The sequence below is a fragment of the Pseudomonas sp. GW821-FHT07G10 genome, assembly GCF_059418545.1.
Genome location: NZ_JBWKQB010000003.1, coordinates 152,076 through 176,954, shown reverse-complemented (window position 1 = coordinate 176,954; position 24,879 = coordinate 152,076). Strand labels below are relative to the sequence as shown.

Genomic DNA, 24,879 nt, shown 5'->3' with positions numbered 1-24,879 from the left:
CCCATGCGCAGCAAAGGAATGCAGCCCGTGACGCTGCGCGTCACACCAAGAGCGAACGCGGAGCGTCCGGTGAGGCATTCCCACGCAGAGCGTGGGAACGATCCGATCAGTCCAGGAGTTTCCAATGGCAAAGAAACCCAAGTCAGCAAGCTTTATCAAGGACCCGCTCTGGTACAAGGATGCGGTGATTTATCAAGTTCATATAAAGTCATTTTTCGACTCCAATAACGACGGAATCGGCGATTTTCCAGGTTTGATCGCCAAGCTCGATTACATTGCCGATCTGGGTGTGAACACCCTCTGGCTGCTGCCGTTCTACCCCTCACCGCGTCGCGACGATGGATACGACATTGCCGAGTACCGGGGCGTTCATGCCGACTACGGGACCATGGCCGACGCCAGGCGCTTTATCGCCGAGGCTCACCAGCGCGGGCTGCGGGTCATCACTGAACTGGTGATCAACCATACTTCGGACCAGCACCCGTGGTTTCAGCGGGCGCGCAAAGCCAAACCGGGATCAAAGGCGCGGGACTTTTATGTGTGGTCCGATAACGATCAGAAGTACGACGGCACGCGGATCATCTTTCTCGACACCGAAAAATCCAACTGGACCTGGGATCCGGTGGCCGGTCAGTACTTCTGGCACCGCTTCTATTCCCACCAGCCCGACCTGAATTTCGATAACCCGCAAGTCATGAAAGCCGTACTCTCGGTGATGCGCTACTGGCTGGACATGGGCATCGACGGCCTGCGGCTGGACGCCATTCCGTACCTGATCGAACGTGACGGCACCAATAACGAGAACCTGCCCGAAACCCATCAGGTGCTCAAACAGATCCGTGCCGAGATCGACGCCAACTACCCGGACCGTATGCTGCTGGCTGAAGCCAACCAATGGCCGGAAGATACACAGCTGTATTTTGGCGATGCTGACAGCAAAGGCCAGAATGGCGACGAGTGTCACATGGCCTTTCACTTCCCGTTGATGCCACGCATGTACATGGCGTTGGCCCAGGAAGACCGTTTTCCGATCACCGACATCCTGCGTCAGACCCCGGAGATTCCCGTCAACTGCCAGTGGGCGATTTTCCTGCGCAATCACGATGAACTGACCCTGGAAATGGTCACCGACAAAGAGCGCGATTACCTGTGGAATTACTACGCGGCCGACCGTCGGGCGCGGATCAATCTGGGGATTCGTCGACGCCTGGCACCTTTGATGGAGCGTGACCGCCGTCGCGTAGAGCTGCTCAACAGCCTGCTGCTGTCGATGCCGGGCACCCCGACGCTGTATTACGGTGATGAGATCGGCATGGGCGACAACATCTATCTGGGCGACCGCGACGGCGTGCGCACGCCGATGCAATGGTCGATCGACCGTAACGGTGGATTCTCGCGCGCCAATCCGGCCAGCCTGGTGCTGCCACCGATCATGGACCCGCTCTACGGCTATCTGTCGGTCAATGTCGAGACCCAGGCCGTCGATCCGCATTCATTGTTGAACTGGCATCGGCGGATGCTGGCCGTTCGTAAACAGTCGAAAGCGTTCGGTCGCGGTACGCTGAAAATGCTGTCGCCGAGCAATCGACGGATTCTGGCCTATACCCGGGAATACACAGGAGCCGACGGCAAGCACGAAATTATCCTTTGCGTGGCCAACGTGTCCCGCAGTGCACAGGCCGCAGAACTGGATCTGTCGGCTTTCGCGGGCATGGTGCCGGTGGAAATGCTCGGTGGGAACGCCTTCCCGCCGATTGGCCAATTGAATTTTCTGCTGACGCTGGCTCCGTACGGTTTTTACTGGTTTGTACTGGCGGCGGAAAATCAAATGCCGAGCTGGCATGTGGAGCCGGCGCAAAGCATGCCGGACTTCACCACCCTGGTCTTGAAAGAACGCCTCGAAGAATTGCTCGAAGCGCCGTCACGCACCACCCTGGAGCAGACGTCGCTGCCGACCTGGTTGCCGAAGCGGCGTTGGTTCGCTGGCAAGGACTCGGCGATCGAACGGGTGCATATCGCCTACGGCGTGCGCTTTGGCGACCCGCAGCATCCGGTGCTGCTCAGCGAAATCGAGGTCACCAGCGATGGGCAGGCCAGTCGCTATCAGTTGCCGTTCGGTCTGTTGGCCGAGGATCAGTTCAGCACAGCCTTGGCGCAGCAGCTGGCACTGGCGCGGGTCCGGCGTGGACGGCAAGTCGGTTTGATCACCGATGCCTTCAGCCTCGATACCTTTGTGCGGGCGATTTTGCAGGGCATCCAGACGCAGACCGTATTGCCGACAAGCGCAGGCGAAATTCGCTTCGAGGCCACAGCCGAACTGGCCAGGCTGGGCCTGAGCGACGAAGCTGAAGTGCGATACCTGTCGGCCGAACAGTCCAACAGTTCAGTGGTGATCGGCAGCAGTCTGGTGCTCAAACTGATCCGCAAAGTCAGCGCCGGTGTTCATCCGGAGCTGGAAATGGGGGCTTATTTGACCTCGGCGGGCTTCCCTCATATTTCACCGCTGCTCGGCTCGGTGATTCGCCGTGACGAGCAGGGCCAGGACAATCTGTTGATGATCGCGCAAGGGTATCTGAGTAATCAGGGGGACGCCTGGGAGTGGACGCAGAACAACCTTGAACGGGCGATTCGCGATGAGTTGGCCGAGGCTGTTTCCGAACAGGAACAGCATTACAACGCGTTGGGCGAACTGAAAGATTTCGCCGGCATGCTGGGTCAGCGCCTGGGCGAGATGCACCAGGTGTTGGCCGCGCCCAGCGATAACCCGGACTTCAGTCCGAAACCGAGTACGCTCGAGGATACGCAAGAGTGGGCCAGACACATCGGCACGCAACTGGAGTGCGCCTTGCAGATGCTCGAGCAACATCGGACCGGGCTTGGGCCTGAAAATCAGGTATTGGTCAGCCGTTTGCTGCAACACAAAGAAGCCCTGCTGAGCCACATCCAGAGCCTGGCAAAACAGACTGTCGGCGGTTTGCGTATGCGGGTACACGGTGATCTGCACCTGGGACAGGTGCTGGTGATCAAGAACGATGCCTACCTGATCGACTTCGAAGGCGAACCGGCCCGCGCATTGCATGAACGTCGTGGCAAACACAGCCCGTACAAGGATGTCAGCGGCGTGCTGCGTTCGTTCGACTATGCGGCGGCGATGGCGCTGAATGTGCAGGGTGTCGACGGCTCGGCACAGGCCCATGCCGCGCGCGAGCGTGTGACGAATCGGTATTTGAGTGAAGCGCGGCATGCCTTTGTTCAGGCATATCGGCTGGCAACGGCTAGTCTTGCTCATGCATGGCAAAACGACGAAGGTGAAGACGCCGCGCTGGCGTTGTTCTGTCTGGAGAAAGCAGCCTATGAAGTGGTGTATGAAGCCGAAAATCGACCCACTTGGCTGCCGGTGCCATTGCACGGCTTGTATGGATTATTGAGGGGGCTTAAACCCTTTTCCGACACAGAGACCAGTGGAGAGCAGTCATGAGTTTCTCAAACAGGGAACAGGGTCATTCGAGAGTGACATTGCTGCCCGGCGCAAAGGATATTGACGCCTTGGTGCGTGCCGAGCATCGCGATCCGTTTGCAATTCTGGGCCCCCATGACGATGGTGCAGGCGGGCAGATTATCCGCGCGTTTTTACCGGGTGCCCTGAGTGTTCAGGTGCTGGCCAGGGACAGTGGGGAGGTGCTCGGAAGTTTGAGCGAGGCCGATGTACCGGGTCTGTTTGTCGGGCATTTCGACCGGGCTCAGGCCTATCAGTTGCGGATCAATTGGGCTGGCGGCGAGCAGACCAGCGAAGACCCCTACAGCTTTGGCCCACTGCTCGGCGAGATGGACCTTTACCTGTTCGCCGAAGGCAACCACCGCGACCTGAGCGCCTGCCTTGGCGCGCAATTGAAGACCGTGGACGGCGTCGACGGCGTGCGCTTTGCAGTGTGGGCACCGAATGCCCGGCGGGTGTCGGTGGTGGGTGACTTCAACGTCTGGGACGGTCGTCGGCATCCCATGCGCTTGCGCCATTCCTCAGGTGTGTGGGAATTGTTTATCCCGCGCCTGCAGGCAGGCGAGGCCTACAAGTACGAAATTCTTGGCGCGGACGGGATTCTGCCGCTCAAGGCCGACCCTATGGCGCTGGCGACTCAGCTGCCGCCGGACACCGCGTCGAAAGTCGCTTCCCCGCTGAAGATCGACTGGCAAGACAACGACTGGATGCAGACCCGAGGCGAGCGCCAGCGACCGGATGCACCGCTGTCGATCTATGAGCTGCATGCCGGCTCCTGGCAGTGCGAAGTCGACGACCTGGGTGAGGTCTCGCGCCAATATAACTGGCATGAGCTGGCCGAACGTGTGATTCCTTATGTGAAGAGTCTTGGGTTCACCCATATCGAACTGATGCCGATCATGGAGCATCCGTTCGGTGGCTCCTGGGGCTATCAGCCGTTGTCGCAGTTTGCCCCGAGTGCTCGTTACGGCTCGGCAGATGATTTCGCCGCCTTCGTCAACGCCTGCCATCAGGCGGATATCGGCGTGATTCTCGATTGGGTGCCGGCGCATTTCCCTACCGACGCCCATGGTCTGGCGCAGTTCGACGGCACGGCGCTGTATGAGTATGGCAACCCGCTGGAAGGCTTCCATCAGGACTGGGACACGCTGATCTACAACCTGGGTCGCACCGAGGTTCACGGATTCATGCTGGCTTCGGCGCTGCACTGGCTCAAGCATTACCATGTCGACGGTCTGCGCGTGGATGCAGTGGCCTCGATGCTCTACCGCGACTACTCACGCAATGCGGGCGAGTGGGTGCCCAATCGTCATGGTGGTCGCGAGAACCTGGAAGCCATCGATTTTGTTCGCCACCTGAACGACGTGATTGCCCTGGAGGCACCGGGTGCACTGATGATTGCCGAGGAGTCCACGGCCTGGCCTGGTGTGAGTCAGGGCACTCAGCAGGGTGGGCTGGGTTTCGCGTACAAATGGAACATGGGCTGGATGCACGACTCGCTGCACTACATTCAGCAGGATCCGGTGTACCGCGCTCACCATCACAACGAGTTGAGCTTCGGCCTGGTTTACGCTTGGTCCGAGCGTTTCATCCTGCCGATTTCCCATGACGAAGTGGTGCACGGCAAGCATTCGCTGATCGACAAAATGCCCGGTGATCGCTGGCAGAAATTCGCCAACCTGCGGGCCTACCTGACGTTCATGTGGACGCATCCGGGCAAGAAGCTGCTGTTCATGGGCTGCGAGTTCGGCCAATGGCGGGAGTGGAATCACGATCAGCAGCTTGATTGGTATTTGCTGCAGTACCCGGAGCACAGAGGTGTGCAGAAACTGGTGACAGACCTTAACCGGCTGTACCGCGAGGAGCCGGCACTGCACGATCAGGACGATGCGCCGCAGGGTTTCCAGTGGTTGATCGGTGATGACGCGATCAACAGTGTCTACGCCTGGTTGCGCTGGAGCAAGCAAGGGCGCCCGGTGCTGGTGGTGGCCAACTTCACTCCGGTGCCTCGTCAGGCCTATCGGATCGGTGTGCCCTTTGCCGGGCGCTGGAGCGAGGTGCTCAACAGCGATGCCGACACCTATGCCGGCTCCAACTATGGCAACGGTGGCGGCGTTATCGCCGAGGAGGAGCCCAGCCATGGTCAGGTGTTGTCGCTGGTGTTGAATCTGCCGCCGTTGGCGGTGTTGATCTTGCGGCCGGAGGGTTGAGCGGGCGATAGCGGCCGCTGTGTAATCATTCGCGGGCAATTGTGGCGAGGGGGCAAGCCCTACTGCCGGTAAGTTAAGGAAATGAGGTCTCTGTAGGAGCGAGCCTGCTCGCGATGGACGTTAACGATGACGCGTGTTTTCTGAATAAACGCGTCGCCCTTGAGTCCATCGCGAGCAGGCTCGCTCCTACAGGGGCAGCGCTCGCTTAACTTACCGGCAGTAGGGCAAGCCCCCTCGCCACAGGCTTTCACCAACGCATCTGCACACCCAGGACGCCGATCAAGCCGTTGAGGGCATTGGTGTCGACGTCGCTGCTGTAATCGGCGCTCATATAAAGGTTCACAGTGGGCGAGACCTTGGCTATCAGGCCAAGGCCCAGTTCAACGGTGGAGGAGTTGCGGCTACTGCTGATCTTGTCGACCTGGCCGAGAGTCAGCGTGTCAGTGCTGTTTACCGTGTGCCACAAGTCGGTCCGAACGTAGGGTTCGATCGGCAGCCCGCTAATCTGGTAGTTACCTTTCAAGCGCGCACCAACCCGGCCACTCCAGGAGGTCAAGTCGCTGGACGAGTAGTTGCCACTTCCGGCATTCGGGGTGTCCAGGCTAATTCGTTGGTTGATCAACTGCGCCTGGGGTTCGACTACCCAGTTTTCGTTGATGCCGATGGGAAATCCGCCTTCGACCGACAGCGTCACCGCGCTACCTTCGGTCGCTTGCCGTGCGCCCTGATCGGTGCGGCTGTAGCCGTTGACCCGGCCACCGCTCGCGGTCAAATCCACATGCCAGCCCTGCGAACCGGTCAGGCTCCAGTAGGCGCCGAGGCTCGAGCCTTGCAGATCGAGGCTATCGTTACGGGGGGCGGCCATGGCGCGGGTAATCACAATGCCATTGCTGTTGGTCTGGAACTGGCTCTGACCACCCAGCAAGCCGACACGTTGGGTGTGCCCGCTATCGTTTTGCACGGTGTAGAGCGCTGGTCCCTTGAGAAGGCCATCGACGTTGCCGGAAGACTGGGAGGTGAGGTAGTCGGTTTCAGCCTGTCTGGAGGCTTGACCATACACGCGCTCCCATGTAGCGGGCGCGGCCTCGTAAACAGTCAACGGGTGAGTGTCGAGGGTGGGGTTTGTAGTGTAACGGCCAGTGAACATCGAGTCAGGTGTTGGCAAGGTAAACGCTGGAACGTCCTGGCGATACCAGGGGATCGACTCATCATCGGCGGAGGCTGCCTGAACCTCCATGGCAGAGCACAGCAGCAGTGAAGTCGAAACGGTGCAAATAGTGATTTTGATCTCTTGTGAGGTGATGGAAATTTTCATGGAGGTCTACCTTGCAATGGCATGCCTTATCTCGCTTTGGCGTCTCTCCTACCCCGAATGAGGGGCGACCGAATTTATTGGGGCAAAGCCCTGTCGGCCTGCTTGCGCGGGCGTTTGGAGGCTTGCCCCTGATGGTATTTCCGGGGGTAGTAGGTGAAGCTAAGAAGACCCTTGACGTTGCGTCAAGAAATTGGACGATGGGCGGTATGGTTAATTTAGAGTCGTCAAATTATTGATATTTATACATTCTCTAAGCTCTTGTTTGTACGTCAAATCATTTTCCAGGACGCTGGCTAGAGCCTTTTGTCAGGTAGCTACGAGAGTGCCGGACTACCCTGACACCCGGATTGCCGACGGTGCCGACTCGGCTAAAATGATCGGCTTCGGGTTGTTAGAAGTGCACTTCAACTGCCAATGGCAAGTGATCGGAAAGATGCGTCCACGGCCTGTGACTGAGAATCTTCGGCTCGTGGCTGCTGGCGTTGCGCAGGTAAATTCGGTCCAGACGCAGCAGTGGCCAGCGTGCCGGATAGGTCTTGGCCGGGCGCCCGAGATGGCGCTCGAAGGCTTCATGCAGATAGTCGCGCCGGGCGAGGGTGGCGTTGCCCTGCAACTGCCAATCGTTGAAGTCGCCAGCGATGATGACCGGCGCATCGTCGGGTAGCGATTCGAGCAGTTGGCAGAGCAGGGCCAGCTGCAACTGACGATGGCTTTCCAGCAAACTCAAATGCACGCAGATCGCATGAACTTCGTTATGCCCCGGCACTTCCAGCACACAATGCAGCAGCCCGCGACGTTCGGGGCCGGTGATGGATACGTCGAGATTGCGGTGTTGCCTGATTGGGTATTTCGACAACAGGGCGTTGCCGTGATGGCCGTCCGGATAGACCGCGTTGCGTCCATAGGCAAAGTCCTTCCACATGCTGTCAGCGAGAAACTCGTACTGTGACTGCTGCGGCCAATTGAAGTAGCGCGAGGCGTGGCGGTCGTGCTCGCCCAGCACCTCTTGCAAAAACACCAGGTCCGCCGAGGTGCTGCGAACTGCTTCGCGCAATTCTGGCAGGATGAAGCGCCGGTTGAAGGCCGTGAAGCCCTTGTGGGTGTTGACCGTCAGAACTCTCAGGCGATGAATCACCGATGGGTTGCTGGTTGATGCCGGGCTGACGGGGCGCCTGTCTGATTCGTTGCTCACGGTCGCTCCTCTGATTCAGGGCTGATGACTTATGCGACTGATGCTTTGCCCGACAGTTCAGCGTTTACCGGTGTATTGATCCGCGCTTGCATCGATTACACAAACACGATCTCGTACGGCAGGCGCATGCGCTCCAGGATGACCCGCGGCAGCATCGGTGCGATACCGATAGCGGGCTCGCCATCCAGTTGGCTGGCGTAGGCATGGGTCGCATGGCTTTTTCGGGCCACGGTCCAGGTGTTCAGACGAATCTTACGCGCCCGTTGCCAGGGAATCAGGCCTTGTTCGCGGACCGGCCAGTGCCAGGCCCAGACCGGTACTTCATGAAAGTGCGCGTCGACCATCGCCGCGGCCTTGGCGCTGGCCCGGCCAACGGTGTCATGGTCGACATCGCCATCTTCACGCCAGGTGCTGAAGACCACATCACCAGGTCGCAAATAGCGCGCTATGAACTGGGTCAGCTGATGCTCGCATTCGCCCAGGGCGTTGTCGGTGAAGCCGCCGCGGATCCACTTCAGGCTGTGCATCGGCAGCCCCAGACGCCGGAGGGCTTCGACGCTTTCCTGCGGGCGGAATACGCTCAGGCGCTTGGCCGACCATAGGTTCGAGCCCGGATGACTGGCACTGCCGTCGGTGATCGAGATCAGTTGCAAGGGGTGGCCCAGACTGGCCAATAGCTGTAACAGACCACCGCAGGTCACCACCTCGTCACCGGGGTGAGGAGCGATCACGACCGCGCGAGCGCCTGGCGGGACCAGCATGCTGGTACTGATGACCGGGATATTTTCCAGCTCGAGCGCGCTGTTCCAAATCTGCGCAGGGAGGGTGCTGTCGGGGAGGGAGACAGGTTTCATCGGCGTCACGTCCTTGTTTTGATACCGCAGCCAGTCTTGAACGGTGGCTTGTGGTCAATCCTCTGCACGCCGGTGATGACGTGTCGATAGAGGTTTGCTGGCGCTCCGGGTCCTGGATCGCCGCGAGCTGAGTATTGCTCATACTCCGGGTTAAGTCTCCCTTGTATGAAGAACGGGTCGCAGTTTTTTTTATACCGGCAGGATCAATGCCTTCAACGGCGATTTCAATCTTCTTCCTCATGCTGCAGCTCGAACAGCAGTAGCGAGCGGCCGGTTACCGAGTATTGGTGATCGAAGTCCAGGCGCTCCTGGCCTCGAATCGACGGTTGGTTGGTGTCCACCATACAGGTCCAGAAACCGCCGTCAGGCACTTGCGGGAGACGAAAATTGACCACGTCGTGATGGGCGTTGACCACCAGTAACAAGGTCGCGTCTGCGCCCGGGCGGCGAATGCCGGTCTCCTGGGCGCGGCCGTCGAGCAACATGCCCAGGCAGCGGCCGTGGCTCTCTTCCCATTGTTCGGTGGTCATTTCACTACCGTGGGGCGCGAGCCAGGTGACGTCCTTGACGCCGATGTCCTCGTTGTAATTGCCCACCAGAAAGCGTCCGCGCCGCAAGACCGGATAGGTCAGGCGCAGCTTTATCAGGCGTTTGACGAACTTGAGCAACGACTTGCCGTCTTCGTCCAGGTCCCAGTTGACCCAGCCGATTTCGCTGTCCTGGCAGTAGGCGTTGTTGTTGCCGTGCTGGGTGCGGGCGAATTCGTCACCGGCCACCAGCATCGGTGTGCCTTGGGACAGCAACAGGGTGGCAACCAAGTTGCGCATCTGGCGCGCGCGCAGAGCGTTGATTTCAGGGTCGTCAGTCGGGCCTTCGACACCGTGGTTCCAGGACAGGTTGTTGTTGCTGCCGTCCTGATTGTTCTCGTCGTTGGCCTCGTTGTGTTTGTCGTTGTAGGACACCAGGTCGTGCAGGGTGAAACCATCGTGGGCGGTGATGAAGTTGAGCGACGTATAAGGCCGACGGCCGCGCTGATTGAACAATTCGCCGGAGGCGGTCATGCGTGCGGCGAAGTCTGCGAGCTGGCCGTCGTCGCCTTTCCAGAACGCCCGGACGGTATCGCGAAAGCGGTCGTTCCACTCGACCCAACCCGGAGGGAAACGACCGACCTGATAACCACCGGGACCGATGTCCCAAGGCTCGGCGATCATTTTTACCTGACGTAGCACCGGATCCTGGCGGCAGGCAACGAGGAAGCTGTGGCGTTCGTTGAAGCCATTGTGATAACGCCCGAGAATGGTCGCCAGGTCAAAACGAAATCCGTCCACGTGCATCTCCGTGGCCCAGTAGCGCAGTGAGTCGGTGACCATCTGCAGCACGCAAGGGTGACTCAGGTCCAGGGTGTTGCCAGTCCCGGAATCATTGATGTAGAAGCGTTTGTCGTCCGGATTCAAGCGGTAGTAAGAGGCGTTGTCGATGCCACGCATGGACAGGGTCGGGCCTTGCTCGTTGCCTTCGGCCGTGTGGTTGTAGACGACGTCGAGAAGCACTTCCAGATTGGCTTCGTGCAGGTGCGCAACCATTTCCTTGAGCTCGGCGATCTTGCCACTGGCCAGGTACCGCGGGTCCGGGGCGAAGAAAGCGATGCTGTTGTAGCCCCAGTAGTTGGTCATGCCCTTGTGCAGCAGATGCTGGTCGTTGACAAACGCATGGATCGGCATCAATTCGACCGACGACACACCGAGTTTGCGGATATGTTCCACAACGTCGTCGACCATCAACCCGGCGAACGTGCCGCGCAGGTTCTCGGGGACGCCAGGGTGTCTCATGGTCATGCCGCGCACGTGAGCTTCGTAAATGATCGTCCGGTCCCACGGCACACTGATGCGATGATCGTGCCCCCAGGTGTGGGCCGGGTCGATGACCTTGCACTTGGGCACGAACGGCGCGCTGTCACGTTCGTCGAAACTCAGGTCAGCGTCAGGGTGGCCGATGGTAAAGCCGAATAATGCCTCGGACCACTTCAACCTGCCCACCAGTTGCTTGGCGTACGGGTCAATCAGCAGCTTGTTGTGGTTGAAACGATGACCGTTTTGCGGATCGTAGGCGCCGTAGACGCGGTAGCCGTAAATCAGGCCGGGATGGGCATCAGGCAGATAGCCGTGGAAAATTTCGTCGGTGTATTCCGGCAGCTCGATGCGTTCAAGCTCTACTTCGCCGGCGTCGTCGAACAGGCACAGTTCGACCCTGGTAGCGTTGGCGGAGAACAGCGCAAAGTTGACCCCAAGGCCATCCCAGGTGGCGCCCAGCGGAAAGGGCAAGCCTTCACGGATACGTGAAGCCACTGCGTGAAGCTCGGGCGCGGCTTTATGTGGCTTGGCCATAGGTGCTCCTGCAAATGAGTTCGATGTTCCGCTCTGGCGTTTTTTGCAGGGAGAACGAACCCATCGTGGCGAGCCAGCTCGCCACACAAAAATGCATGGATAGCATGGGCTGTTATGACGTCACTTGACTGCTGGTTTACGCGGTGCTCGTGGTTTTTTCACGGTAGCCGGTTTCTCACCCGCTGGCACCACTACCGGCGCAGCAGCGGAGGGCGTGGCTTTGGGTTTGGCCTTGGTCGTACTGGTTTTAGGTGGTTTGCTCGGGACCAGGGCTTCGGCTTCTGCAAGCTTGCATGCCATCTCCCAATGGCGGGCTTCCTGGCCATCAGGTTTACCTTCGGACTCCCAGATTTGATAGGCAAATTCACGGACGCGTTTTTCGTCGGTACTCATCGTAATGCTCCTGAACTGAACTCAAGTTTGTATAAAGAGATTGACCGGAAAGTCCCTCAGCGCGGCGCTGATCATTAACTCCTTGTGGAGCGTGACTGCGCACGTTGAAAAAAGTCCTTTCAGGTTTTGCCCGGACGCGGCGACCGGAAGTCTTACCCGGGTATCGCCCCAAACCGGAGCGTCTAACAGCGGTTTGGCGCCAACTTCCAGCAAGTTGGCCGCAAGCCTTGGAACAATTACTACGGCCCGCTGACCATCGATTTCGCGCATGAACGCCAGCACGTGTCCGGCCTGGCTACCGAGCACTTCCAGTGCCTGATAGCGGCCCCGGCGAAACAGCTCCGGATGCTCGGCGCGCCGGGTCAGTGCCTGGGCAATCAACGCTTGTTTGACATGCCCGTCACGCCAGCTCACTAGTAGCTGCGAGATATCGCAAGACGTGTCCAAAGCTTGCTGCCGAAGGCTGAAATCCACGGGCCGTCGGTTGTCCGGATCCACCAGGCTGAAGTCCCAGAACTCATTGCCCTGATAGAGATCAGGGACGCCAGGTACGGTAAGACGCAGCAAGGTTTGAGCCAAACCATTCAAGGCGCCGGCAGGGGCGATCACGTGCGCGGCCTCGCCGATGGCAGAGCGTAACTTCAGCCCCTCGGGGAACAACAACAGGCGCTCAAGGAATCCATGAACGGCTTGTTCATATGCCTCGTTGGGTGCGCTCCAGCTGCTCTGGAGTTTGGCCTCGCGCAATGCTTTTTGCTGCCATTGCCAGAAACGTTGAGCGAAGTCCTGCAGGGCTGTTTCGTCGCTGCGCAGTTCCAGCGGCCAACTGCCGAGCAGTGTCTGATAGAGGATCAGCTCATCACCGGCTGAAGGCACTGCGGGATCGATTCGCAGCGGTGCGGCCAGCGCTCGCCAGTGCTCGACCTGCTCGACATACCAGGCGCTGCGTTCGCTGAGCACGGCCAGCCTGGCGCGGGTGTCTTCACCGCGTTTGTGGTCATGGGTGGCCGTCGTCAGCAGGTTGTCCGGGTAGGTCGCCAGGCGCTGGCTGCAGGCTTGGTGAAAGTCGGTAACAGGGGCGCTGAACTGCCCGGTATTGAAGCCGACATCGTTGCGTGACAGCAGCACCGCCGAGCGATAGAGCGCGGTGTCTTCCACGGCCTTGGCCGCCGTCGGAGACGTCAGCTGTTGAAAACGCACACAGGCATGCTTGAGGATCTTGCGATGCCTGCCCACGGGGCGCTTGCGCCATGGCTCGCCGCCGAGCCAGCGTTCGAGGTAGTCGAGCACCGGCCAGTCAGTTTCGCCCAGCGTGCTACGGGCACCGGTCATGGCTTGCTGAAAAAACATCTCGTCTTGCGCTGACCGGCCACAGGCACTGATGTAGGTGCGGTATACCGAAAAGTGCACGATCAGCGCCTGCAACGCCCGGCGAATCGCACCCAGGGTCAAGTCGCGGCTGATCAGGTCATCGCGGGCAATCTGCAACAGCGCCTGGGCGACGCTTTCGAAATCCCCCGCAAGAGAGCCGTTGAGCACCTGCTGACGGGCCAGCAGTGCCTCTTGAACGAAGTCGGCAGGGCGTTCGCTGTGAGTCGTCCACAGCCAGGCAAGGGTGTCGGCGCCTTGCGGGTCATGTTGCAACAGCGACACCTGATCCATGAACTCATAGCCGGTGCTGCCGTCCACCTGCCAGTCGCGGTGCAGCGATTCGCCCTGGCCAAGAATTTTCTCGACGTAGATCGGGAAGTGCCGCGAAGGCGACAAGGCATCGACCCGGCGTCGCAGTTTGCGGCAATACCCCCGCGGATCAGCAAGACCGTCGATATGGTCAATACGCAACCCGTCCACCAGGCCGTCGCCGATCAGCTGGAAAATTTTTGCGTGGGTGGCCTCGAACACTATCGGCCGTTCGATCCGCAGGCCGGCGAGCTCATTGACGTCGAAGAAGCGCCGCCAATTGATATCGTCGGCCGCCGTGCGCCAACTGGCCAGGCGATAGCTCTGCCGCTCCAGCAGGTTGTGCAGGCGGGCGAGGCCTTCAGGTTGGCGGGAATCGTACAGGCTCAGGGTGTGTTCAATGGCTTGTCGGATGACCGATTGCCGGGCCAGTTCGAGCAATTTCTGTTGCAGCGGCAACGCCAGGCAATGGGCATCAGGCAGGTAGTGAAGGGTGGTGAAACGATCAGCCAGGGACTTGAGCGGTTGCGCGTGTTCGGGATCCAGCTGATCGTTGGGTTTGAGCAGTTCACCATAATCGGTGGGACAGATCGGGAAATGGTGCTCATAGTGCTCGACGTAAAAGACCCCGCGTCCGGCATCGAAGCGCAAGGGAATCGTCCCGTCCTGTAATGCCACGCCATAGTCAGTGCCGAGAAATGGCAGCAGTAACTGGCCTTCAAGCAAAGGGTCGGGGGAGTGCCACTGGATATCGAAGAACTCACCATAGGGGCTGAGCCGACCCCACTCCAGTAAATCCAGCCACCAGGGATTGTCGGCACCGCCTACGGCCATATGGTTGGAGACGATATCGAGGATCAGGCCCATGCGCTGTTGGCGCAGGGCGTAGACCAGATGATGCAAGGCCGCTTCGCCGCCCAGCTCGGGATTGACCGTGGTCGGGTCGACCACGTCATAACCGTGCATGGAGCCGGCACGGGCGCTGAGCAGTGGCGAAGCGTAGATGTGGCTGATGCCCAGGCTGGCGAAGTACGGCAGCAAAGGCACCGCGTCATTGAGCGTGAAGCCCTTGTGAAATTGCAAGCGCACGGTTGCCCGCAGCGGGTGGCTGAGTGTGGCATTCATCGGTCACGCTCAAAGGCCTGTTGTCGTGCGCAGGCGAGCATTTCCAGGCGCCGTGCGGCATCTGGGTCATCGAGCAGTGCTTCGCTGTCGCTGGCGAATCGACGGCGCCAGTTGGGGTGGCTGTCGGTGGTACCGGGCAAGTTGGCCTGTTCCTCGATACCCAAGGCGTCCTCAAGTGGCAGCAATACCAGTGGCGCGCGGGTGTGGCCGAGGAAGCGCACACTGGCATCGAGCACTTGATCGGTCTCGTGGGACTCTTCGCGAAAATTCTGCGGATCCTGGCTCAAGGCCCGGCGCAACCCGTCACGTTCGCGCTGTCGATGTGCTAGCCAATGGGCCTGGGCGCTGGTGTCGGCCAGCCCGAGACGCGCGTTCCACTCGATGTCGCGACCATGCCACCAGCCGTTGAGCGTTGGCAGGTCATGCGTGCTGGTGGTGGCCAAGGCGTTGTCCGGCCAGTCGAGGATCGGCTTGAAATGCGCGTTGTCTTGCTCAAAGAGCAGCACGCGCGTGCCCAGCATCGAGCGGGCGATGAGCTTTTCCCGCAGGCCGTCAGGCACGGTACCGAGGTCTTCGCCGAGCACGATGGCCTGATGCCGGAACGATTCCAGTGCCAGCAGCCGCAGCAGGTCGTCCACCGGGTAATACAGATAGGCACCATCACTCGGTGGCGCGCCGAGCGGGATCACCCATAGACGCTGCAGGCCCATCACATGGTCGATTCGCAGCCCGCCGGCGTGGGCGAAGTTGGCCCTGAGCATTTCGATGAACGCCCGAAAGCCGTTGCGCACCAGCCCCTCAGGACTGAACGCCGAAATGCCCCAGCTTTGTCCGGTGCGATTGAGGATATCCGGTGGTGCGCCGACCGTCAGAGCAGCGAGTAACTCGTCCTGGCGACTCCAGGCCTGGCTGCCACCGCCGTCCGCCCCCACCGCCAGATCGGCGATCAGGCCGATGCCCATGCCGCTGCTGCGTGCAGCCGTTTGCACACGCTCCAGACAGCGGGCGATCAACCATTGGCAGAAGGCGAAGAAACCGATGTGTCCGGCGTTTTGCTCGGCGAATTCGGCCAGTGCCGCGCTGCGTGGGTCGCGCCATTGTTCTGGCCATTGGCGCCAGTCAAGGCTTTCACCTCGGGCTGCGCGCTCGGCTTGAACCGCCTCGAATCGGCAATGGTTCTCCAGCGCTTCGCCACCGCAATGTCGAAAACTGCTGAAGTCCTCTTGCAGTGGATGATCACCGTGACAAAAGCCCTCATACAGCGCCCGTAACAGGCGCTGTTTGGCGTCTGCGGCGGCGGGCCAGTCGATCAGTGTTTGTTGCTCCAGTCGGTGCTGCACCTCGGCAAGGCCGGTGGCGTCTATCGCTGTGCGCAACGCTCGCTCACCCAGAATCTCTCCAGGCGAGGCGTACAGGCTGTTGAGAAACAGGCGGCTGGAGGGCGAGTAGGGGCTGTAGCGCTGGGTGTCGCTGCTGAACATCGCGTGCAGCGGGCTGATGGCCAAGGCATCGGCACCGCGCTCGCCGGCGACCCTGGCGAGGTTCTCCAGCGCCTGGGTGTCGCCGAAGCCGCCATCGCCCGGGCGTCGCAGGGCATACAGCTGCACGCTCAGGCCCCAGGCGCGCGGTGTCGTGCTGTCGAGTGCATCGGCCATGCTATAGCAATGCTGGGGCGCCACCGCGAGAGTGAAGTGCTGCCCGGCGATACTGACACCTTGATAGCCGACCGGAATCAGCCCCGGAAGTACAGCCTCGGCGTCCAGTTTCAGGTTGAGGATGGCGCCGTCTTCCAGATGAATCTCACAGGGCGTTCCCGGGGCAAAGTAATGTGCCAGGTCCAGCCCTTTGTCGACGTCGGCAGTCAACAGCGGTGGCAGTTTTTTGTTCTGTTGGACGTGTTGCAGTTCGAGCAGGCTGGCATCGATTTCCTGTTTCGTGGAGGCGGGGTGACCCAGCCCCCTCAGTACGGCACGCAGCACGGCGGGGGTGACTTTTTGCGGCTGTCCGTTGGCATCGATCCAGTCGACCGCCAGCCCCGCACGTCTGGCGAGTGTTTCCAGTTGCGCATCGTTCATGGGCGCTCTCCAGTCAGGGGTGGCGCCGTCAGGCTGACAAGCGCGCAGTACGGGGCGAGTGTGCCCTGTTGCAGAAGGCTGAATGCCTCTTGCGGGTATTCGAAAAGCTGTTGTGCCTGATCCTGCGGTGCCGGGTCCGGTGATGAATGGGCCACCGGTTGCGCGCTGAGGTTCAGGTCAATTCGCAGCAGGCTGCCGTCACCCAGTCGCCAGCGCGCGCTGAGCGCACCCTCGGCCAGAACGTCGGCGCCCAATGCCTGGGCACCGGGCAAGCGAGCGGTGATCTTGCGGTGGCGGATCTCCAGCAGCTGCCGATACAGCTCCCGAGTCGCGCGTTGCGCATCCGTATTGGCTTGTGTCAGCACCGGTCGTGAGGCGTGAAAGGTTTCTGGTGCATTGGGGTCAGGAATCAGCTCACGTTTGCGCGGATCGGCGAAGGCGCTGAAGGCGGCAAACTCATTGCGCCGCCCCTCACGAACAGCGTCGGCCAGCTCACCGCGGTGACTGGTGAAAAACAGAAAAGGCTCGCTGACAGCACCTTCATCGCCCATGAACAATAAGGGGATCATCGGCGATAGCAGCAACAGCACGGTGGCGGCATGCAGCGCTTGAGGCGCAGCCAGGTGGTTCAGTCGTTCGCCCAAGGCGCGGTTGCCGATCTGGTCGTGGTTCTGCAGGAACAGTATGAAAGCGCTGGGCGGCAAATGTCCGCTGGGTTCACCACGCGGTGTGCCGTGGCGGGTGGTATGGCCCTGGTAGGCAAAGCCCTGACTCAGGCAGCGGGCGAGTTTTGCGGTCGGCTGGTCAGCGAAGTCGGCGTAATAAGCATCGGTTTCGCCCGTCAACAACACGTGCAACGCGTTATGGCCGTCATCGTTCCATTGCGCGTCGAAGCCTTGTTCCAGAAGGCTGGCCTGATTCAACTCGTTTTCCAGCGTGAGCCAGACATGCCTTGAGGCGGGGATTTGTTGTCGCACGCGGTGCGCCAGTTCTTGCATGAAATCCGGGTCATCGATGGCGTGCACGGCGTCCAGGCGAAGACCGTCGAAGCGATACTCCAGAATCCACATCAATGCATTGTCGATAAAGAAGTCGCGCACTTCGCGGTGGCGCAAGTCAATGGCGGCTCCCCAAGGGGTGTGTTTGTCTTCGCGAAAGAAGCTTTTAGCGTAGCGATGCAGGTAGTTGCCGTCCGGGCCGAAGTGGTTGTAGACCACGTCGAGAATCACCGCCAGACCATAACCGTGGGCACTGTCGATCAGCTGTTTGAGTTGCTCGGGCGAACCGTAGGAGGCTTGCGGTGCATACGGAAAAACCCCGTCGTAACCCCAGTTGCGTTCGCCGGGGAATTGCCCGAGAGGCATCAGTTCGATCGCCGTGATGCCCAATGCGGCCAGGCGCGGCAAGTGTTTTTCGACTTCGGCATAACCACCCAGTACGCCGACATGCAGCTCATAGATCACCGCTTCATGCCAGGGGCGGCCTTGCCAAGTGGTGTGTTGCCAGTGGTAGGCGAGAGGGTCGACTACCACACTGTGAGCGTCCACGTCGCCGTCCTGAGCCCTGGCGGCGGGATCAGGTACATCCAGTTCGCCATCGATGTTGTAGCGATAGCGGGTACCGGCGGGGCAGCGGGTTTGAATCACGAACCAGCCGTCGGTCTGCGGCAACAGCGGCAGCGACTGGCGGTTTTCCAGTTCGACACTCACATAAAACGCATCTGGCGCCCACAAGGCAAAGCGGGTGTGCTCCGCATCCAGCATGATTGCGCCGTGGGGCCAGGCTTCCAGAGTCCGTAAAGGCATCTATTATGAAGACCTCTTACTGTTTGCCCGATTTACCCAGCGCTTTAGCGACCAATTGCTCATAAAGCTCGGCGTAGGGTTCGACTGCCTTGCACCAGATGAAGGGCACCGCCATGGCCCTGCAGCGCATGGCGTGGAGCAGATCAGGGTAGGCAAATACCTTGAACGCCCGCTGTAGCGCTTCTTGATAGCTGGGCACTGTGGACTCATCGAACAGAAAGCCGGTTACGCCGTTTTCGATGGTGTCGGCCAGACCGCCGGTATTACGGGCCACTGGCAACGAGCCATAACGCTGGGCATACATCTGGCTCAAGCCACAGGGCTCGTACCTTGAAGGCATCAACAGGAAATCGCTGCCGGCGAACATGCGTCGGGCATCGGTTTCGTTAAAGCCGATATGTACACCAATCTGCCCGGGGAAACGCTGGGCCAGCGCGCGCATGGCTTGTTCTTCTTCCGGCTCGCCACGCCCGATGATCGCGATCTGACCGCCCGAGGCAACGATGAACTCGGCCACACCTTCGGTCAGGTCCAGTCCTTTTTGATAGACCAGGCGCGAGACCACGGCGAACAACGGACCTTCAGACGCCTGCAGACCAAACAGTTCGCGTACATGAGCGGCGTTGACCGCTTTGCCTTGCCAGTCGCCGATGCTGAACGGGCAGACCAGATGCGGATCGGTAGCCGCTTCCCAGCTGTCATCGATGCCATTGGGGATGCCGCTGAGCAGACCTTGCTGGGTCTTGCTGGCCAAAAAGCCATCGAGACCACAGCCGAAAGCCGGCGTAGTGATTTCCTGCGCGTAGGTCGCGCTGACCGTGGTGATATGGCTCGAATACGCCATCCCGGCCTTGAGAAAAGACAGTTTTCCGTAAAACTCCATGCCTTCCTGTTGCAGGGCATGCACTGGAATGCCCAGCTCCGGGCAGCAGGCCAGGCTGACCACGCCCTGATAGGCGAGGTTATGGATAGTGAACAGGGTTGGTGTGCGCTGACCGCGCCAATGCATATAGGCCGGTGCCAGGCCGGCAGGCCAGTCGTGGGCGTGCACCAGATCAGGGCACCAATGAATTTGCGCCAGATTGGCGGCGATGTCGGCAGCGGCCAGACCGAGGCGGGCGAAGCGGATATGGTTGTCCGGCCAGTCGCGACCGTTATTGGCGCCGTAGGGCGTGCCCTCGCGCTCGTACAGCTCAGGGCAGATCAATACATAAATGACCAGGCCGTCGGGCATGTCCATGCGGCCGATCTTGCAGGGCGGTAGCGCAGCATGGCCGCCCAGCTCGCCGATGATATGGATCGGATTTTCGCTGTTGAGTACTTGCCGATAGCCGGGAATCAACACCCGTACATCATGCAGTTGGGCCATCGCTCTGGGCAGCGCCGCAGAGACGTCGCCCAAACCGCCGGTTTTCACCAGGTCGGCCATTTCCGAGGTTACAAACAGGACTTTTTTTCGATTGGGGTTCTGCCTGGGCGCCGGTAGCACCGTCTTGTTCGCAGGAGCGAAAACCGCTATCGGCACCGTTTCGCCGACCTGCTGATGAGAAAGCTCTCCTTGGGTTTCTACAGCGGCACTGATCATCTGTTTTTCCCCTTTTATTGATCTGTTCCTGGCAAAACACCAGAGATAGGGTTGGTCAACTCCTGTGACCAGGCGCATGAGCGCTACGCAATCGAGAGAATGGCACTGAGTACGCTGAAGCAATAAAGAGTGGATTGGCCGTTGCAAGGAATGCACCAAACAATGCGGCCTTACCTTAAACCTGACCTTTCTCTTGGGTAGAAAGTTTCGACTTTTTTATGCTGTTGGCCGATCGTTTTTCACCCGCGAAACTGAGTCTAGGCCAGAAGTTAGAGGGGGAGAGGCAACTTGGCAAAATTGTCCGACAAAATGCCAAGGGAGGCGTTCGCCTAGCATGCAAGTGTTACAGGCGCACTGGCGAAGGGCAGATAAATTGAGCCCCAGGCGCGAAAAAGGTGAGGGGATTGCCAGATGCAAGTGCGCGAAGAAAATGCGCTTGCACCGTGATAGTGCGCTCCGCAAGGCGCTTTGAGATCGACCACTTGTTATTGACTGCTTCTCCTAGCAGTTCTGCTAGTTGTTGATTGGTGCCCATTCATACAGCATGACTGGCACGACCAACCTTGGGCCATTTTGCTGCACGCAGGCCTTTCGAGGTAACTAAGCATGGCATTGATCGATGAAGTGAGGTCGGTATGTAAGCGTCTGGCTCCAGGCGGCTGGCATGGATTGCTGTTGCGCCATCATCTTGATATTACCGCGAAGGATTTGTACCAGGAGCTGGGCAAGCCGCTCGAGGTGGACCGCACGCTCAAGGGGTTCGAGGATTTCTCGGTGCAAGGCAACTCAGGTATAGAGGCGCAACAGCCAGCACGCAGCCTGCTCTATCACGCATTGGCGTCACCCAATGTGACGACCGATGCCACGGGCGCTCCATTGCAGCTATTTCCAAGCGCCGCCGAGATAGAAACGGTATTGAACTACGTCTACGGTGTGCGTCCACCGTCACTGTCTGATTTGCGGGACCAGGCGGCTGGCGCTCCCTTGGCGATAGCGGTGTTCGCCAGCGAGTACCGGCCGCGTCCTGAAACGGTTCATCGACATCAGGCTGATCTGTGCTTTTCCCGCTCAGGTGTCGCCAGAATTGGCACTGCGCCTGCGCTTTATGATTCACGGCGAAGAGGTTTTTTACCCTTTGTCGAAGACGATTCACAGGCAATGCGGGTCATTCCTGCCCGTTACAGTGCCTACATTGCGATGCAGAAAAAAGGCGATAAGCAGCGTTTCGGGCCGATGAGCTTTCAGTTGGACACCGACCCGTCCCTGGACTTCTGGGTGCCCCTGCACAAGGTGTTCAATGGTCCGGAATGCCTGGAAGGACTGGATTTGACTCTTGATCTGGAGAACTACCAGATCAACGAAAAAATCAAACAAATACATGTACGTTTCAGGGGCACCGGCTGGTACGAGCCCGACATCAGCAATCCGCCTTTTGTCGTGACTGACGGGTTGGCCGAATGGGCACCCGTTGACGAGTTCGGACAAGGGCTTTTATTGCCAGTTGCCAGGAATCGACTGGTGGAGACCGCTTTTTACCAAGGTAAGCCCCTGTCGTTCATGATGCCGGCCGGGACCGGCGGGATGGTTCATGGTCGGCATGAAGTGTTGGCTGATGGTGTCGTCGAGAACCTCAACGATAGGCTCGGGGTCGACGCGATCGTCAAAGCTGGAGGTTATCGCGCCCTGCATTATCAGGACGCCATGGCGGATGGTTGGGTCCGTGCGCGGTGCCCGGAGCTGGAGCCATTGTTAGGCACTAACGTTGCTGCCTATTCGATCCTTGGTGCTCCAGATTTTTTTCCGTTTTGTGGCCAACGAGAACTTAAAGAATGGGCCGCTGGCGAACCGCTTTTCGCCTCTGAACAGGTCTGGCATACCAAACTGGGCGCGTTGTCGGATGTACGTTTTTACGCCAACCAGTCGTTAGAGGGGGAGTATTTTTCTGTTGAGGATCGGGGTGTCACGGCGATTGTTTCATTGTCCATTGAGAGTGCCAACCCGCCAGCGGAGCACGGTGAGGTTGCCTTGGCCCAGCGCCAGTCCTGGCTGCCGGATTTCTCCAGCGGTGTATTCGGTCCTGGCTGGGAGGTTGGACGGGGGACGTCGAGTAATCCCTTTCAGAACATGCTATGTGGATACCAACTGGCAAGCCCCTTCACTGAGGATGTGCGAATTTGTGCGGCGTTGGGCTCCTATTGGCCAGGAGTGTCACCGGACTCGGCTCGAACATTTGAACCCCGGTCGATCTCGACAACCATCATTCCGCTGACCGATGAGGAAATCATGTGGGATGGTGTGCATGGCCCGGTCCTGGTTGAGCTGCAAGGGCAGCAAGCGGTGCAATACAGGGCTTATGAATACACCGACTACACCCAGGCGGCGCTGGCCGGGGAGTTATCGCTGCAGGGCACGGGACAGACGACCACTGCGCATTATCACCAGCGTGTGATGGCGATGTTTCGGGCCTACAACGCAGTCGGGGCGGGCATAGACAAAGAAAAACGTCGGCAGTGGCCGGTTTTGTCTTTCATACAGGTGCAGCGCCCTGATGCAGACCTGGAAACTGCGCAGCAAGAGTCAGGTGTAATCCTTCACGGCGAGATTCAGTACTTCCATTTGTATAAGCATGGTGAGGTCACGACACCTGGCGATGAATTCAAGTATCGCCATGTTGAAATTCAACAGCAGGTTCGCTTGTTCGTGAGTGCAGACGAGATGTTGATCAAGTGGGATCAGGATCCCTGGCGGGTCGCACTTGAATCGCTTTGATGTCGTCGTGGTAGGGGCCGGCCCGGCCGGCTCCGCTGCCGCCATTGAGTGTGCGCGGCGGGGGATGCAGGTGGCGCTGCTCGAGCGCTGCGCGTTTCCCCGTGAGCGCCCGGGCGAAACGCTGCATCCGGGTATCGAACCGCTTTTGCAACAACTGGGAATTGCTGAACAGGTGCAACGAGGCGATTTTTTGCGTCATACCGGCAGTTGGGTCCATTGGGGACGCGACCCGCATTTCAATGCGTTCGGTCAGGATGCAACGGGACCCTGGCGTGGCTTTCAAGTCCCAAGGGCTACGCTGGACCAGCTGCTTTTGCAGCGGGCGACTGCGTTGGGGGTGATGGTCATGCAAACGTGCGAGGCGAGAAAAGTGCTGGTGTACGATGGGCGAGTGCAAGGCGTACAAACATCCTCAACCCTGCTGCACGCCTCTTATCTGATTGATGCCAGCGGTTCCCGTGGCTGGCTTTCGCGACTGCTGGGGTTGGCGCGGCAGCAGTTTTCCCCGACGCTGATTGCCAAATATGGTTACCGCAAGGGCGCTTGCGCGGAGCTCAATCACACGCCAGCTATCGTGGCTGATGATGGTGGGTGGTACTGGATCGCTCAAGTCGCTCGGGATTGCTATCACTGGACGCGGGTCTGGTTTTCCCATGAGCACGCTCGCGTGCCGGCGGTGCCTCAACCCCTGGTGCATCTTGAGGCCATCGGAGGCAACAGAGGGGCGGATGTTTCCTGGCGTTTGTGCAACGCAACAGCGGGCCCTGGTTATTTTGTTGTCGGTGATGCCGCTGCAGTATTGGACCCGGGAGCATCCCATGGCGTTATCAAAGCATTGATGTCCGGTATGCAGGCGGCGCAGGTCATTGCCGATTGTTTTGAATGGCCGGTTTGTCAGTTCGCAGCACAACATCAATATCGACGCTGGGTGAGCGATTGGTTTGAGCGTGACAGGGCAGCGATGCTCGGGTTCTATCGGGCCCATCCCAGCCCTCCTGCCTGGCTCGACGGCTACTCAAAAGTCGCAAACCAATAATCGGATCGGCTGCCCGTTCGCCCAGGCCTGGATGTCGTCGATCATCTGCGAATAGAACTGCCGGTAGTTCTGTTCACTGACGTAGCCCACATGGGGTGTGGCCAGCACATTGCTCAAATGCCGGAACGGATGATCCACCGGCAAAGGTTCGCGCTCGAACACATCAAGCGCCGCACCGGCCAGACGCTGTTGCTGGAGCGCTTCGATCAACGCGCCTTCATCGACAATCGGCCCGCGGGCGGTGTTGATCAAGTGCGCAGTCGGCTTCATCCAGCCCAAAGCCTGTGCGTCCACCAGGCCACGGCTGCGCTCACTGAGTAGCAGGTGGATCGACAGCACGTCAGCCTGTTCGAACAGTTCACGTTTGCTGACCCAGGTTACGCCGGACTGCGCCGCGCGCTCGGCGGTGAGGTTTTCGCTCCAGGCGATCACGCGCATGCCGAACACCTGACCAAACTGGGCAATGCGTTTGCCGATACTGCCAAGGCCCAGAATGCCCAAGGTCTTGCCATAGAGATCGCCGCCCAGGCCTTGCTGCCAGTCACCGCTGCGCAGGGCGTTGGCTTCCTTTACCAGATTGCGGGTCAGGGCCATGATCAGCGCCCAGGTCAGTTCCGCAGCGGCGTGTTTGTAGCTGTCGGTGCCGGACACCTGAATGCCCAGCCCGGCCGCAGCCTTCAGATCAATTGCGGCATTGCGCATACCGCCGGTGACCAGCAACTTGAGCTTGGGCAAGCCGCGCAGCAGGGTTTCGTCGAACAGGGTGCGCTCACGCATGACGCAAATCACTTCGAACGCGCCCAGCCGTTCTTGCAGTGTTGCACTGTCAGCCGGGTAGTCATGCAGGAAGCTGACCTCGCCGACCCGCTCCAGGGCTGACCAGTCCACCACACGGCTGGCGACGTTCTGCCAGTCATCGATTACCGCGATCTGTACACGCATGGACGCTACCTCGTTATC

Annotated in this window: 14 protein-coding genes; 4 read left to right on the top strand and 10 right to left on the bottom strand. The window is 59.6% G+C overall.

Translation table 11 applies throughout. The features are described from left to right. Window positions 1-124: 124 nt before the first annotated feature. Both treS and glgB read left to right on the top strand, forming a co-directional pair. Window positions 125-3,478 (top strand): maltose alpha-D-glucosyltransferase, encoded by a 3,354-nt coding sequence (gene treS / locus AC07O1_RS06755; protein ID WP_495088301.1) that lies wholly within the window; start codon window positions 125-127, stop codon window positions 3,476-3,478. Next, complete coding sequence (glgB, locus tag AC07O1_RS06750; protein WP_495088300.1) at window positions 3,475-5,706, top strand: 1,4-alpha-glucan branching protein GlgB; 2,232 nt, start codon at window positions 3,475-3,477, stop codon at window positions 5,704-5,706. Before treS ends, glgB begins: the two co-directional genes overlap by 4 nt. Before the next feature lie 247 nt (window positions 5,707-5,953). On the opposite strand, the gene AC07O1_RS06745 is transcribed toward glgB, so the two are convergent. The 9 genes from AC07O1_RS06745 to glgA all read right to left on the bottom strand — a co-directional run bounded on the left by AC07O1_RS06745 (window position 5,954) and on the right by glgA (window position 20,114). After that, entirely contained in the window at window positions 5,954-7,021 is a 1,068-nt protein-coding gene (locus tag AC07O1_RS06745; RefSeq protein ID WP_495088299.1) for an autotransporter domain-containing protein, read from the bottom strand. A gap of 391 nt (window positions 7,022-7,412) precedes the next feature. After that, entirely contained in the window at window positions 7,413-8,213 is an 801-nt protein-coding gene (locus tag AC07O1_RS06740; protein WP_494991512.1) for an endonuclease/exonuclease/phosphatase family protein, read from the bottom strand. A 95-nt stretch (window positions 8,214-8,308) separates the two neighbouring features. Further along, entirely contained in the window at window positions 8,309-9,067 is a 759-nt protein-coding gene (locus AC07O1_RS06735) for a PIG-L deacetylase family protein (RefSeq protein ID WP_494991513.1), read from the bottom strand. 224 nt (window positions 9,068-9,291) lie between these two features. Further along, complete coding sequence (glgX, locus tag AC07O1_RS06730; RefSeq protein WP_495088298.1) at window positions 9,292-11,451, bottom strand: glycogen debranching protein GlgX; 2,160 nt, start codon at window positions 11,449-11,451, stop codon at window positions 9,292-9,294. Between the two features lie 120 nt (window positions 11,452-11,571). Beyond that, complete coding sequence (locus AC07O1_RS06725; protein ID WP_494991515.1) at window positions 11,572-11,844, bottom strand: DUF2934 domain-containing protein; 273 nt, start codon at window positions 11,842-11,844, stop codon at window positions 11,572-11,574. A 21-nt stretch (window positions 11,845-11,865) separates the two neighbouring features. Next, window positions 11,866-14,649, bottom strand: a complete 2,784-nt coding sequence (locus AC07O1_RS06720; protein WP_495088297.1) for a malto-oligosyltrehalose synthase — start codon at window positions 14,647-14,649, stop codon at window positions 11,866-11,868. Continuing rightward, window positions 14,646-16,724: a 4-alpha-glucanotransferase gene (gene malQ / locus AC07O1_RS06715; protein WP_495088296.1), complete on the bottom strand. Its 2,079-nt coding sequence runs from the start codon at window positions 16,722-16,724 to the stop codon at window positions 14,646-14,648. Before malQ ends, AC07O1_RS06720 begins: the two co-directional genes overlap by 4 nt. Further along, window positions 16,721-18,529, bottom strand: coding sequence for a malto-oligosyltrehalose trehalohydrolase (treZ, locus tag AC07O1_RS06710; protein WP_495088295.1), 1,809 nt, complete (start codon window positions 18,527-18,529; stop codon window positions 16,721-16,723). Before treZ ends, malQ begins: the two co-directional genes overlap by 4 nt. Window positions 18,530-18,545: 16 nt before the next feature. Next, window positions 18,546-20,114 (bottom strand): glycogen synthase GlgA, encoded by a 1,569-nt coding sequence (gene glgA, locus AC07O1_RS06705; RefSeq protein WP_495023747.1) that lies wholly within the window; start codon window positions 20,112-20,114, stop codon window positions 18,546-18,548. 606 nt (window positions 20,115-20,720) lie between these two features. On the opposite strand from glgA, the gene AC07O1_RS06700 reads away from it, so the two are divergent. After that, a complete protein-coding gene (locus tag AC07O1_RS06700; RefSeq protein ID WP_495088294.1) occupies window positions 20,721-22,883 on the top strand; it encodes a hypothetical protein in 2,163 nt (720 codons plus the stop codon). Then, the gene (locus tag AC07O1_RS06695) at window positions 22,870-23,919 is read left to right on the top strand and encodes an NAD(P)/FAD-dependent oxidoreductase (RefSeq protein ID WP_495088293.1); all 1,050 of its coding nucleotides are present in this window, start codon (window positions 22,870-22,872) and stop codon (window positions 23,917-23,919) included. Before AC07O1_RS06700 ends, AC07O1_RS06695 begins: the two co-directional genes overlap by 14 nt. Here AC07O1_RS06695 and AC07O1_RS06690 read toward each other — a convergent pair. Continuing rightward, complete coding sequence (locus tag AC07O1_RS06690) at window positions 23,899-24,861, bottom strand: D-2-hydroxyacid dehydrogenase family protein (protein ID WP_495088292.1); 963 nt, start codon at window positions 24,859-24,861, stop codon at window positions 23,899-23,901. The two genes, AC07O1_RS06695 and AC07O1_RS06690, sit on opposite strands and share 21 nt — an antisense overlap. Between the last annotated feature and the right edge of the window lie 18 nt (window positions 24,862-24,879).

What these genes read in the sequence shown, in the direction of transcription:
- AC07O1_RS06745 (WP_495088299.1), bottom strand. Translation starts at nt 7,021, where the DNA reads ATGAAAATTTCCATCACCTCACAAGAGATCAAAATCACTATTTGCACC.
- AC07O1_RS06725 (WP_494991515.1), bottom strand. Translation starts at nt 11,844, where the DNA reads ATGAGTACCGACGAAAAACGCGTCCGTGAATTTGCCTATCAAATCTGG.
- malQ (WP_495088296.1), bottom strand. Translation starts at nt 16,724, where the DNA reads ATGAACGATGCGCAACTGGAAACACTCGCCAGACGTGCGGGGCTGGCG.
- glgX (WP_495088298.1), bottom strand. Translation starts at nt 11,451, where the DNA reads ATGGCCAAGCCACATAAAGCCGCGCCCGAGCTTCACGCAGTGGCTTCA.
- AC07O1_RS06700 (WP_495088294.1), top strand. Translation starts at nt 20,721, where the DNA reads ATGGCATTGATCGATGAAGTGAGGTCGGTATGTAAGCGTCTGGCTCCA.
- AC07O1_RS06735 (WP_494991513.1), bottom strand. Translation starts at nt 9,067, where the DNA reads ATGAAACCTGTCTCCCTCCCCGACAGCACCCTCCCTGCGCAGATTTGG.
- AC07O1_RS06720 (WP_495088297.1), bottom strand. Translation starts at nt 14,649, where the DNA reads ATGAATGCCACACTCAGCCACCCGCTGCGGGCAACCGTGCGCTTGCAA.
- glgA (WP_495023747.1), bottom strand. Translation starts at nt 20,114, where the DNA reads ATGATCAGTGCCGCTGTAGAAACCCAAGGAGAGCTTTCTCATCAGCAG.
- treS (WP_495088301.1), top strand. Translation starts at nt 125, where the DNA reads ATGGCAAAGAAACCCAAGTCAGCAAGCTTTATCAAGGACCCGCTCTGG.
- AC07O1_RS06690 (WP_495088292.1), bottom strand. Translation starts at nt 24,861, where the DNA reads ATGCGTGTACAGATCGCGGTAATCGATGACTGGCAGAACGTCGCCAGC.
- treZ (WP_495088295.1), bottom strand. Translation starts at nt 18,529, where the DNA reads ATGCCTTTACGGACTCTGGAAGCCTGGCCCCACGGCGCAATCATGCTG.
- glgB (WP_495088300.1), top strand. Translation starts at nt 3,475, where the DNA reads ATGAGTTTCTCAAACAGGGAACAGGGTCATTCGAGAGTGACATTGCTG.